Origin of the sequence: Bacillus sp. es.036 (assembly GCF_002563635.1) — a bacterium.
Lineage (GTDB): Bacteria > Bacillota > Bacilli > Bacillales > Guptibacillaceae > Guptibacillus.
Window position 1 is genome coordinate 2,009,067 of the sequence record NZ_PDIZ01000001.1, and the last position, 11,791, is coordinate 2,020,857.

Below are 11,791 nucleotides of genomic sequence, written 5' to 3' on the forward strand. Positions count from 1 at the left end.
CAAAAAAGGACACATTCTTTAGTAAAGAACATGTCCCTTAACGATCTGGATCTTTTGTATGAAGGACTGTTGGCCTTCGATTTTTAAGAGGCATCGGCGCTCGGAAAATAACATCGCGAAAAGCACGATATGAAAAAGGAATAAACGGCCACAGGTATGGAATATGAAAAGATTTTGTACGAATAAGAAGGACCATCCAAAGAGTAAAGCCGACAACAAAACCAATGACTCCAAAGGCAGCTGTTACGACAAGTAATAGTAGTCGAAACAAACGGTTGGCAAGACTCAATTCATAAGACGGCGTTGCAAAGGTACCTAAAGCTGCAAGAGCTAGATATAAAATAACCTCATTAATAAATAATCCTACCTCAACAGCTACTTGTCCTATTAATATAGCTGATACAAGACCAAGCGCTGTCGCTAAAGACGTTGGTGTATGAATTGTTGCCATTCTAAGAATATCAATTCCTATTTCAATAAGTAAAAATTGAACAAATAACGGCAGGGTCCCCCCTTGATCAACGCCAATAAATTGCATATTCGATCCTAATAACCTTGGATTTGTAGCAAATAAATACCAGAGCGGTAAGATGAAAATTCCGATCCATACAGCAATAAAACGGACAAGCCTCAAATAAGCTCCAACAAGCGGTTTTTGTCGATACTCTTCCGCATGCTGCAAGTGATGCCAAAATGTAGTTGGTGTGATGAGCACACTTGGGGATCCATCAACATAAATCAAAACGTGACCTTCATAAAGATGAATGGCAGCAGTATCTGGTCGCTCTGTATACCGTACAAGAGGATACGGATTTAAATGCCTACCACAAATAAACTCTTCAATTGTTTTTTCACCCATCGGTAAACCATCTGTATCGATATTACTAACCGATTCCTTGATCCTCTTAACAATTTCTGGATCCGCAATATCCTCAATGTAACTAATACAAATATCTGTTTTAGACCTTCTACCAACCTGCATATATTCCATTCTTAGTGTTTTGTCCCTAACTCTTCTCCTAGTCAATGACGTATTAAATACAATTGTTTCAACGAATCCATCTCTAGCCCCTCTCGTTACACGTTCCAAATCTGGCTCTTGTGGTCCACGAACTGGATAGGTTCTTGCATCAATCATGATAATTTCGCTTATGCCTTCTACAACAAGAGCCGTTGGACCCGCTAGAACAAGGTCCATGACGACATCAAGGTCGTTCTGTCGATCAATTTCAACATAAGGAATATGAACTTTCATGAGCTTTTCAAGCGGATCTGGATCAAGTTGTTCTGGCTCAAGTCTTGATAATAATTTCATTAAATAATGCAGAATATCATCTTTTACAAAACCATCAATTAAGAACATCGCCATTTTCCGACCTGCATAGTCGAGATCAAGTTGAATCACATCAAAGCTTTTACCGACTCCTAATTCTTTATGAAGAAAATCTATATTTTTTTCAAATGAATGACTAACTGGATGAATAATCTTTTTTTGAGACATTGGTCCCCCTCCTCGTTTCCATCATTCACCAATCTCATTCGTTACATACCTATCAAATAATTGGGCAAAGAAATGCCAGCCTTCTCTTTGAGAAGGCTGGCATTTACTTCAGTCAATCATCTGTGATAAAAGATAGCGATAAATTAAATGAGCTGTATGAAGCATTGAAGCCTCATGGGTGCGCTCATAAGCATGGGAAGCATCAATACCAGGACCAATTAGAGCATGCCGGACATCTACACCTGCACGGATAGCTGCCGATGCATCTGAGCCATAGTAAGGATAAATATCTAGCTTGTACTCAATATGGTGTTCTTCTGCAAGGCTGACCAAATGCTCTCTAAGGCGATAATGATAAGGACCACTCGAATCTTTCGCGCAAATGGAAACGGTGTATTCATCTGAGGATTGCCCATCACCAAGTGCCCCCATATCCACGGCTATGTATTCTACAGTTTCTTCAGGAATATTCGAATTTCCACCGTAACCAATCTCTTCGTTATTAGAAATTAAGAAATGTGTTGTATGAGGAAGCGTTTTGTTATCTTCTTTTAGTTTTTTTATATTTGCAAGAAGGAGGGCAACGCTTGCTTTATCATCTAAATGTCTGGACTTAATAAACCCACTCTCTGTTAACTGCACCCGAGGATCAAAAGATGTAAAATCGCCGACCCGTATTCCTAATTTCTTAACGTCTTCAGCGTTAGCAACACGTTCGTCGAGGCGCACCTCCATATTTTGTTCGTCTCGCTTGATCTCTCCATTGTTTTTATAAACATGGACAGAGGTTTGGTGTAAAAGTATTGTGCCAGTAAAACGCTTACCATCTCCTGTAATTATTTCACAGTATTCTCCTTCTATCGCATTAAATCGAAAGCCACCAATTAAAGATAGGCGTAGGCGACCATCACTCTTGATTTCTTTAACCATCGCGCCTAACGTATCTACGTGAGCTGTTAACATGCGCTGTCGGGACGAATCAGCACCTTCTATCGTAGCAATTAGCCCACCTTTATGATTTCGCTTCGTTTCTACACCAAGTTCTTGCATTCTTCCTTCCACCCAACTAATCACTTCATCCGTGTAGCCTGATGGACTAGGAATACTAACTAATTCTTTCGTCGTTTGTAGAAGCTCTTCTGCATGGAATACTTTCATTGCAATCATCCTTTCAAATTAGCTTGTAGTAGGGGGAAAACGATCTTCATATTTTTGTTTTCTATCTCATAACATATGATGACAAGCTTAATGAATCGGAGGGCTCCGGATGATCAAAAGAATTCACTACGTTATCATGCTAGGAATGATTGGTTTTTTTGCGCTCATCCTTGTTAATACAAGTAGTAATCCTGTCAGGGAATCATTTACGTATTTCCCTCCCGACCCGGACGTTTCATTTGATTCAGCTAGTACATCTCTCACTATTTTAACGCAGGAAGATGAAGATGAATACACATTGAACTGGAAGACTGAGTCAACTCTTTCGGAAACGGCCTATTTACGTCAAGATTTATCGTTTCTTTATGAAGAGGGACGCTTAATCGACTCCATGTCGACCTGGAAAGAGAATACGGCAACCATTCGGCAAAAAAAAGGAATCACGAGTGAAGATAGTGGTCATTATGAAGCCATCACTTACCATTATGGCGAAATACACTACCCAAATGATGTGATAAAAAGCGCTCAAAAAATGAGCTACGACCAGCTATACGTGATTGATTCGCCAATGACTCCTCTAGAATCATTCAAACAAGCTTCAAGTGAAGAAGAAAAAGAATGGCAATACATTCTTGATCATGCTATAGATCAGCAAGCTCAATTGGTTTTCAAATCTATGGTAGCTGAATATAACTTACATCCTGAAGATTATACGATTTTATCACTCACTTCATTAGATCAATATGAAAACAAAGCACTTCCTGGCTTATCTCAAAAGCAAACTACTGATGCTATTGGAGGGATATGGGAAGGGTTATATAAGAACTATTTTCTAGGCATCTTGCTCCCTGATAGTTCTACTGAACCACCTATAGGAAGCACCATTCCAGTCATACTCATTCATAAACAATCCCCTTATCTACTTATCCTATTTCAAACAAAAAGTGGAAAAAACGTTCAATTAATCCAATACCTTAACGAGCCCTTACTAGAGCGTAAAGATGACTCAACTAACTAAAGGAAAGTGTCTGCTAATCAAATAAAATCTTCTTTAATTCATCATAAGTAACGATTTCAGGGACTTGATTGACAAGACTCTGATCAACCTTTTCGTTTCGAGAGTTGAAATAAATCACATCAAAGCCTGCTTCTAATGCAGGTTTAATGTCATGTTCAAAGGTGTCGCCTATGTATAGATATCGACCGGTACTACCTAAAACGTAGTGAAAGATAGAAGTTTCGGGTTTTTCCAACCCTATAACTTCTGAAATATAGATGTTTTCTCGAGGAATCCACTGTAACAGTTGTAACGCCTCAATCTTTGCTGTTTGGGTTTCCTCCTCACCGTTCGTAATGATGCCTAGTTCAATCCCTTTATTTTTCAGTAATGATAATATAGAATCACTTTCTGGATATAACTCAGCGAAAGAGGCCACTTTGGACTGATATTCTTCTTGAAAATCAATTGCTTCTTGTTCAGAGCATGTTAAATCAAAAAATTCATTCGTCTTACAAAATCGATTGATCTGATAACGCTCTCTTGACCACTCTCCTTCTTCATAAAATCCCCAAAATTTATCACAGTTACATTTGAAAACAGTAAACCATTTATGAACTGGAAGAGATGATTTTTTCTTATATAACATGTTTTCTGCACAATGCAAAATGGTTTTTTCAAAAGCTTTTTCATGATCGTAAAGAGTATTATCTAAATCAAAATAGATGTGTGTCCATTTCACAAAAATCGCCTCCAATCTGAGTGGAATCAAATCTTCACTTTCTTATCATGCTTCTTATTTTACTCTTTTCTATTTTTAGAAGAAAGGAAAAACCTCCACCCTTTGAGGTGGAGGTTATGATAAAAACGAGTTAAAAAGTTTGTTACGTATACCAGGGAATTTTAATGAATTGCCCACGATGAAGCGTCTAATTACCGCCACACCTAATAGTCCATTTAATAAACGATAGCGATATTCATAAATCACCACGACTAAGGATAAAAGAACGAGTACCTTCGTTATTTTCATCATACGCCTCCTGAAACTGTACTATACCTCTACTGTTTGCAGGTAATGGCGTTTTTATCCATAGTTCCTATCCAAGCTTCTTATTATTCGAGTAACCCAGTATTATTGTAAATAATGGAGATAACCAAAGGAAGATGGCAAATGGAAGATAGCTCATTACCGCTACACCTAGCGTATCTGCAAAAAAGGCTCCCGAAACGCCCCAAGGAATTAATGGATTTATTAATGTTCCTGCATCTTCAAGTGTGCGAGAAAGGTATTTACGATCTACTCCTGCTTTATCATAAAAAGGCTCAAACGTTTGGCCTGGAAGTAAAATTGACAAGTACTGCTCACCCGTTAATAAATTCACACCAATGGCTGATGTCGCTGTCGCAGAGATTAAATGTCCTCGCCTGTTTAGCAGCTTTGTTAAACCGCTCATGAGCGATTGAATCATACCCATGGCTTGAAGTACACCCCCAAGTGCAAGTGCTAATATAATGAGGGACACGCTCCACATCATTGATTGTAGTCCACCTCTATTTATAATTCCATTTACGAGATCACTGGACGTTTCACTTGCAAAACCATTTTGCATGGTTCCTATAATCGAGGAGGCTGAATAAACGCCTTGTGTTACCATTGCCACAATAATCCCTGCAAGTAATCCAGCAAATAGAGTAACGAGAACCGGCACTCTTTTAACTGCAAGTATAAGCACAAGCAGTGGTGGGACTAACGTCCATAGCGATATATGAAACTCGCTTTTTAGAACCATCATTGCGTTGTTTAGATCCTCTGGATTAACAGAAGAAGATAAGTTTTTACTCATAATAAAAAAGAAAATAACCGTTACGATAATCGCTGGAATTGTTGTTCGCATCATGTGTCGAATGTGCGTAAACAAATCTACTTTTGCCACTGCAGGTGCGAAGTTAGTTGTATCAGAAAGAGGAGACATTTTATCACCAAAACATGCACCAGAAATAACAGCTCCTGCTGCTAGCGCCGGACTTACCCCCATTGCAGCACCTATACCCATCATCGCAACTCCAATTGTACCTATCGTTGTAAAAGAGCTCCCCGTAAAGGTTGATACGATAATGGTAACAATCAACGCACTTATTAAGAACCATTCAGGTTGGATAAATTGAAGTCCACCATACAATAATGTTGGCACCGTTCCACTTTGCATCCAGACAGCAATCATCATACCAACGACAAAAAGTATTAAAATCGGTTTTAACCCCGTTGTAATGCTCTCTAAAAGAGCCTTCTCAATTGCCTCCCACTTCATACCGAGTAAAAGTCCCATTATACCCATACCAACTACGCCCGCAAGGAGAGGAATATGAGGCTCCACCTTTAACCCAATAATACTAAATAACATCCAACTCATTAGTAAACCAATAACAACAAGCGCAACTGGAAACGAAATTTTTTTCATTTTCTTTCTCTCCCTTAATCTATGTGTTCTCATCGATTAGTTTTGCTCTATCTGTATTATTCCATTAAAAAAAGCCCTTCTTTAATTGAAGGGACGAAGTTCTTCGCGGTACCACCCTTATTGACAACGTTAGCTGCCCACTTATACCCCTTTTAACGGCTGGGATGCCGCGTACTAGTTCATCAGATGTAATTTCACTTCTAGACGCTCTGGTTTACAGCAACCACCAGATCTCTTCTGCTGCTCTTCTAAAGAAGTTACTTTTCTAAATCTTCACTTTTGTACTTTTATGCTTTTGCGCGTTTAAGTAACATCGTTATTTTATACTTGAATCCATCCTCCTGTCAAGAAAATGACGGATGTAAAAAAGCACCAGCCATGCGACTGATGTTTTTTTACATTCCAATATACCTTGCATAAAGTGCTTTTGCTCTTCCGCTATCTTCTGTTCCTTGAACAAGCACCCGACCGTCTGGAAATAATACAAGCCTCTCCCCTTCTTCCAGCTGAGCTTTAAGTAGGAAAGGTGTTTTCTTTACTTTTGTCGTTTTTTCAAGTTTTTCTGCCCATTCTTTTAGATCAAAATGACTTTCAAGCTGAATCTGAATCGTTTCTCTCCCACATAAAGAGGTAATATCCTGCATTACTCCTGTCTTTAAAGAAGGGTACTCGTTCGTTTGACAAGTTGGACAATCTTTCTTTGGAGAAGAAAACTTCATAGCATAACTGTGATTCTGCCAAATATCCATGGTCATTAGGCTACGATGAAGCTTTTCATGATCTCCAGCTATATATTTCATAATTTCTGTCACTTGATACGATGCGATAATATCTACGATCGGAGAGATAACACCAATCGTATCACACGTTTCACCTGTCGTTCCTTCTCCTCCCTGAATAAAGCACCGTAGGCAAGGAGTTTCATCTGGGACAAATAGAGCTGTCATCCCCCTCGAACTAACAGCACCACCATAAACAAATGGAATTTTATTTTTAAAACAAGCATCATTTAGAAGAAATCGCGTAGAAAAGTTATCCGTACCGTCCATTACAAAATCCATACTTTCAATAAATTCGGTAATGTTACTTGGGTTTACGTCGGCTGTAATGGCTTCGATTTCAACAGCGGAATTCATTTTTTTTAATTTATTTTTTGCCGCAACTGTTTTAGGTAATGCCGCTGCAACATCCTCTTCGTCAAATAACATCTGTCTTTGAAGGTTGCTTTTTTCTACATAATCTCGATCGACTATTCTTATGTAGCCGAAGCCTGCTCGAACAAGATGATTCGCTATAGAAGTCCCGAGCGCCCCCATTCCGACAATAAGAGCTCGCGACTGACTGAATTTCTTTTGCCCAACTTCGCCGATAGGAGAAAAAAGCATTTGTCTAGAATATCTTTTGAAGTGATCCATTTAATCTATCTCCTTTTGAACAAGTTTAAATTCTTCACGTGTATTTACATTTAAAAATTGTCTTTCTCGATTTTCAACTTCTACAAAATGGACATCAATTGATTGGAGAAGATCATTCATTCTTCTTTTCCCTGATATGAGTAGCTCTTCGATAACAGGCTGACATGAAGAATGGTAAAGAGCACAAAGAGGCTGGCGCCTTCCTGAACTGACAGGTATAATTGCCATTGCATCGCGATGCATTAATCGCTCTTCTATTAAAAGCGAAAATAAACCATCTGTTACAAACGGCATATCGCAAGCTACAGTAAGATAATAATCCCCATTCGATTGATTTATCCCAGAATAGATCCCTGCTAACGGACCCATCCCCTCGAAAGCTTCCTCATCTTTTATTACTCTTATATTTTCAGTTACCTGCATGTTAAACTGCTTTAATAAATTCATTTTGGTTACGATCATGGCTTCATCTACTACAGGATGAAGCTGATTTAACACCACTTGATAAAATGGTTTGTCATAATAAGTAGCAAATGCTTTTGGAGACCCAAATCTTCGAGACTCCCCTCCTGCTAGCAATAAACCAGTTATTTTCATAACAACGCTGCACCTCCAACGAGTGCGCCAATAATAGACGAGGCGAAATTGACTACATCATTATTCAAACCTTTTAAGCCTTTTATTTTGTCAGTCTTATTTTCACAATGAATATGGCGCTCGGTTTTTGTTCCACACCTTTGGCATTGAAACTCTTCTTGCAAGGTTCCTCCAATTAACGTATCGCTTAAACAACCGACAAAGCCTGCGAGCGTAACAAAGGCTATTGCTTGAAAAGATAAGTCAAAAACGAAAGCACCAACAACACTAATTAAACCCGCTCCCAGAATAGACGCTAATAAACCTAGCATACTAACTGCTCCAGAAGTGCCTGGTGGAACGAATTTCAAAGTTTTTATATGGAGCGGTCTTCGCGTCGATAGAACACCAAGTTCAGATGCCCAGGTATCAGAATTAGAAGTAGCAATCGCTCCTAGAAAAATCAACAACCATGCATCTCCAGGGAAAATGCTCATCATTACTCCAGCTAAAGCGGCAACCCCGCCGTTAGCAAGGACCTGATATTCATCTCTCGACGAACCTTTTTCTACAATTTCTTCCACGTTATCTTTTAACTCCGTTTTATACTTACTCCAAATCGTTGAAGACAGAAAAAAGATACCGAGAAGCAAAAGCCCTTTCCATGCAAAACCAAGTGCAATGGCGCACCCTATTCCTGTAGCAGCAACTGCTCCTTTTTTCGAAAGGGCTTTAGCTTTGTAACCTAGAAAACCTGTAATCGCACATATAAAAAAGTAAATGCTCATTTAACGTTAACAATCTGTTCATCTGTGATGATTGCCTCCACAGGCAAATCAAACGTTTCGGTTGGCACATTTTCGACAACTTGAAATTGGTAAGCAAGTGAAACAGTTGAGTTTGAATAGTCCTTCAAATAGCGATCATAGTAGCCACCACCAAAACCAATTCTATACCCATTTCGATCAAAAATGAGTCCTGGTACAAGCAAAAGTTCTATTTCGTCAGGAGGACACATTTCTGTTTTTTTGGGACGTGGTTCTTCTAGACCAAAATATACTTTTTCTAATTGATCCCATTCCGTTAAATAGTAAAAAGTCATCTGTTTGGTTTTTGGATTACACTTCGGTACTGCTACTCTTTTCCCTTCACTCCATGCTCTTTCTATAATTTCTTTTGTATTTATTTCACCTTTCATTGCCACCGTTAAGCCGATCGTTTCTGCATTTGTGTACGGTTTATATGTATATAGACGATCAAGTATTTGTTGATCAAGATTCACTTTATCAGCAGCAGTTATTTCTTTTAATTTTATTTTCATATTTGTTCGCCACTCGTGTTTTGATTGCATCATCATTCCTCCTACTTTTCTCACTTACTAGTTTACGGGAAAATGAGCAAATAAAAAAGCAGTAGGATAACCTACTGCTTACTTTGTTTCGCGATGTAACGTCTGCTTTTTAAGTCTTGGGCTGTATTTTTTAAGTTCAAGACGATCAGGGTTAGTACGTTTGTTCTTCGTCGTGATGTAGTTACGATCGCCTGTTTCAGTGCAAGCCAATGTAATTTGTACGCGCATGAATATCCCTCCAAATCCTATCAAACTGTTCATTTAACAACATACTTTATTATGATAACAAACAAATCTCATTCAATCAAGTTGTTTTTGTTGTGGAAAGTGCTTCATACTTTTCAAGGTAATCTTTCACAACATCCACAAACGTAGCATGCGACCATGTTAAGGGCGCTACTGATAATGGTTTTCCTGTATACGGATGTACCTGCTCTGGTAGTATACCACTTGAGAGGGCCTGTTTATATACCCAATCTATGTGATGTTTCGCATCACGTAATTGTTTCAGTGTTTGGGCACGGGAAATTTTCCATTTAGCGATCCACAGAGTACAAATTACCCAAGGATTACCGGGTACTTCTTCAACATTTTGCGATTGTTGAAAATAATAATCGCTAACATAACGCGCTACACCACCAATGCTCGTTTTTACAGAAAGTCTTTTTTCAATCTCTTCCATCGTTCGAACCATACGAGGATCATTAGCAGGAAAAACCCCAAATGCAAATAATCCAAATAGGCTGCTTTCGATTGTATAATCTTTCGTTATTTCACCTGTTTCATTATTTCGATAAAGCCCCCTTAAGAAGCAGGAACGTGTTTCGTCATAGAGATGTTCCTCAATCCCCTTTTTAATCCGCTCTGCCCCTTTATAATAGCTCTCAGCACGATCATCTTCTCCGAACAACCTTGCAAACGAGTGAGCAGCCATAAGACCACCATAGCAAGCGGACGCTGTAAAACTAAAAACACCAAACCTTTCTTCCCAAAGATCATAAGAAGGAAGTGGCAGATCGAGGGTTTCATCCATAAATTGCAACAGAAATTTTGCACCAGGTCGAACTAAAAACTTATAAAGCGATTGAGCAAATTCAATATCACCTGTTGATTGGTAATGTTCCCAGAACGCCCAGAGAACAAGAGCCGTCTCATCCTCTTGTATCGGAAGCTGAGTTTTCTTTAAACGATCGACATAAGGATGCCAGCTCGACCCTACAGAACCATCAGGATTGTATTTATGATGTAAATACCCTTCTTTTGAAAGAAGCTCTGCACAGCAGCGATAAAAGTTTGTAACCATTCCATGATACCCTGCTTTAGACATGGCAGAAGCAATTAGCGCACCATCTCTAGGCCACATATAGCTATAGTGATCGCGGTTATAATGCAAAATATCTGAGTCATTCGCTGCGATAATCGTACCATTTTGATTCGTTTGTGTTCGAACAATTAATAGACTTCTTTTATAAAGAGATAGGATATTTGGACCTAAATCAGTCTCCGGAAGCACGGATTTGTTTACCCATCGATTCCAATACATACGAATTTTTTCAACCGTTAATTGAGTACCAATCTCGCTCACATATTCATGAATGCTACTCACTTCTTCTTTAGTTCTACCTACTGTCATCCAGTAATAAGCTGTTTTTTGTTGATGCGGTTCCAACTTTGTTTCGAGTGAAAAAGTACTATCAACTGAACCTTGCGCAATTGGATTAACATGTAGATGGCCATCTTCAGCATCACGCCACGTGCCCTCAGCAGCCTGAAATCGCTTTACTCCAGTCGTGTACTGTTCAATTCCCTCTCCATCTAGCTCGCCATTGAACAGAAAATACCTGTAGCGTTTATAATGAATCACAGACTTTGTATCCGGACAAAAGTAAGCTGTGTCGCCTACTTCTGTTTCATAAATATTTAAATCTTGATGAAAAAATAGTCTTACATCGCGATTTTGATTTTCTAAATTAACAATCGTAATTTTACGAATCATTAGCATTTCACGTTGATGCACGCCTTCTTCAAAAACAAGTTTAATTCCAAGATGAGGATGTACCGCAGTACTATACGTCACGAGCGTATCCTGATCATAATTTGGCTGGATATCCCATTCCGATGAGTGGAGCCATGAAAATTTCCCATCTACCCAAACCCCGATTCGATTTGCATGACCTTGAACGTGATTTTGCTGCCCTACATAAGGGTAATAAATATCTCGAATTTGTAGAAATTGATCCATATTGATAAGCAGTTGGCCGTTTCCAATGACTAAATGTCTTGGCATTTTGCTCCCCCCTATCCATCTCCTACACTAGTCTATTGCAGAAGTGG

General features: G+C 38.9%; 12 protein-coding genes and 1 other annotated feature. Of the genes, 1 reads left to right on the forward strand and 11 read right to left on the reverse strand.

Going from position 1 to position 11,791, the window contains the following annotated elements; all coding sequences use genetic code 11:
- Positions 1–37: 37 nt before the first annotated feature.
- Together ATG70_RS10325 and ATG70_RS10330 are read right to left on the reverse strand one after the other, a co-directional pair.
- On the reverse strand, positions 38–1,501 hold the full coding sequence (locus ATG70_RS10325; RefSeq protein WP_098444224.1) for a spore germination protein: 1,464 nt from the start codon (positions 1,499–1,501) through the stop codon (positions 38–40).
- 108 nt (positions 1,502–1,609) lie between these two features.
- The gene (locus ATG70_RS10330; RefSeq protein ID WP_098444225.1) at positions 1,610–2,659 is read right to left on the reverse strand and encodes a M42 family metallopeptidase; all 1,050 of its coding nucleotides are present in this window, start codon (positions 2,657–2,659) and stop codon (positions 1,610–1,612) included.
- Between the two features lie 109 nt (positions 2,660–2,768).
- On the opposite strand from ATG70_RS10330, the gene ATG70_RS10335 reads away from it, so the two are divergent.
- Positions 2,769–3,677 carry a hypothetical protein gene (locus ATG70_RS10335; RefSeq protein WP_098444226.1) on the forward strand — a complete coding sequence of 303 codons (909 nt, stop codon included), beginning with the start codon at positions 2,769–2,771 and terminating at the stop codon, positions 3,675–3,677.
- A gap of 13 nt (positions 3,678–3,690) precedes the next feature.
- On the opposite strand, the gene ATG70_RS10340 is transcribed toward ATG70_RS10335, so the two are convergent.
- The 9 genes from ATG70_RS10340 to ATG70_RS10375 form a co-directional block, all read right to left on the reverse strand.
- Positions 3,691–4,398, reverse strand: coding sequence for an HAD family hydrolase (locus tag ATG70_RS10340; RefSeq protein WP_179886245.1), 708 nt, complete (start codon positions 4,396–4,398; stop codon positions 3,691–3,693).
- 114 nt (positions 4,399–4,512) lie between these two features.
- Entirely contained in the window at positions 4,513–4,686 is a 174-nt protein-coding gene (locus ATG70_RS22490; protein ID WP_179886246.1) for a hypothetical protein, read from the reverse strand.
- Positions 4,687–4,753: 67 nt separating this feature from the next.
- A complete protein-coding gene (gene nhaC, locus ATG70_RS10345) occupies positions 4,754–6,115 on the reverse strand; it encodes a Na+/H+ antiporter NhaC (RefSeq protein ID WP_098444228.1) in 1,362 nt (453 codons plus the stop codon).
- A gap of 86 nt (positions 6,116–6,201) precedes the next feature.
- Positions 6,202–6,398 (reverse strand) — a binding site (T-box leader).
- Positions 6,399–6,510: 112 nt separating this feature from the next.
- Complete coding sequence (locus ATG70_RS10350) at positions 6,511–7,530, reverse strand: ThiF family adenylyltransferase (RefSeq protein ID WP_098444229.1); 1,020 nt, start codon at positions 7,528–7,530, stop codon at positions 6,511–6,513.
- Positions 7,531–8,127, reverse strand: coding sequence for a molybdenum cofactor guanylyltransferase (gene mobA / locus ATG70_RS10355; protein ID WP_098444230.1), 597 nt, complete (start codon positions 8,125–8,127; stop codon positions 7,531–7,533).
- Positions 8,124–8,894 carry a DUF92 domain-containing protein gene (locus ATG70_RS10360; protein WP_098444231.1) on the reverse strand — a complete coding sequence of 257 codons (771 nt, stop codon included), beginning with the start codon at positions 8,892–8,894 and terminating at the stop codon, positions 8,124–8,126. The genes mobA and ATG70_RS10360 overlap by 4 nt, the downstream gene beginning before the upstream one ends.
- Positions 8,891–9,457 carry a 5-formyltetrahydrofolate cyclo-ligase gene (locus ATG70_RS10365; RefSeq protein WP_179886247.1) on the reverse strand — a complete coding sequence of 189 codons (567 nt, stop codon included), beginning with the start codon at positions 9,455–9,457 and terminating at the stop codon, positions 8,891–8,893. The genes ATG70_RS10360 and ATG70_RS10365 overlap by 4 nt, the downstream gene beginning before the upstream one ends.
- A 78-nt stretch (positions 9,458–9,535) precedes the next feature.
- A complete protein-coding gene (gene rpmG, locus ATG70_RS10370; protein ID WP_048308894.1) occupies positions 9,536–9,685 on the reverse strand; it encodes a 50S ribosomal protein L33 in 150 nt (49 codons plus the stop codon).
- 76 nt (positions 9,686–9,761) lie between these two features.
- Complete coding sequence (locus tag ATG70_RS10375; RefSeq protein WP_098444233.1) at positions 9,762–11,744, reverse strand: glycoside hydrolase family 15 protein; 1,983 nt, start codon at positions 11,742–11,744, stop codon at positions 9,762–9,764.
- Between the last annotated feature and the right edge of the window lie 47 nt (positions 11,745–11,791).

Excerpts from the sequence above, each read along its gene's own strand:
- ATG70_RS10325 (WP_098444224.1), bottom strand. The coding sequence starts at position 1,501 with ATGTCTCAAAAAAAGATTATTCATCCAGTTAGTCATTCATTTGAAAAA.
- ATG70_RS10330 (WP_098444225.1), bottom strand. The coding sequence starts at position 2,659 with ATGAAAGTATTCCATGCAGAAGAGCTTCTACAAACGACGAAAGAATTA.
- ATG70_RS10335 (WP_098444226.1), top strand. The coding sequence starts at position 2,769 with ATGATCAAAAGAATTCACTACGTTATCATGCTAGGAATGATTGGTTTT.
- ATG70_RS22490 (WP_179886246.1), bottom strand. The coding sequence starts at position 4,686 with ATGAAAATAACGAAGGTACTCGTTCTTTTATCCTTAGTCGTGGTGATT.
- nhaC (WP_098444228.1), bottom strand. The coding sequence starts at position 6,115 with ATGAAAAAAATTTCGTTTCCAGTTGCGCTTGTTGTTATTGGTTTACTA.
- ATG70_RS10350 (WP_098444229.1), bottom strand. The coding sequence starts at position 7,530 with ATGGATCACTTCAAAAGATATTCTAGACAAATGCTTTTTTCTCCTATC.
- mobA (WP_098444230.1), bottom strand. The coding sequence starts at position 8,127 with ATGAAAATAACTGGTTTATTGCTAGCAGGAGGGGAGTCTCGAAGATTT.
- ATG70_RS10360 (WP_098444231.1), bottom strand. The coding sequence starts at position 8,894 with ATGAGCATTTACTTTTTTATATGTGCGATTACAGGTTTTCTAGGTTAC.
- ATG70_RS10365 (WP_179886247.1), bottom strand. The coding sequence starts at position 9,457 with ATGCAATCAAAACACGAGTGGCGAACAAATATGAAAATAAAATTAAAA.
- rpmG (WP_048308894.1), bottom strand. The coding sequence starts at position 9,685 with ATGCGCGTACAAATTACATTGGCTTGCACTGAAACAGGCGATCGTAAC.
- ATG70_RS10375 (WP_098444233.1), bottom strand. The coding sequence starts at position 11,744 with ATGCCAAGACATTTAGTCATTGGAAACGGCCAACTGCTTATCAATATG.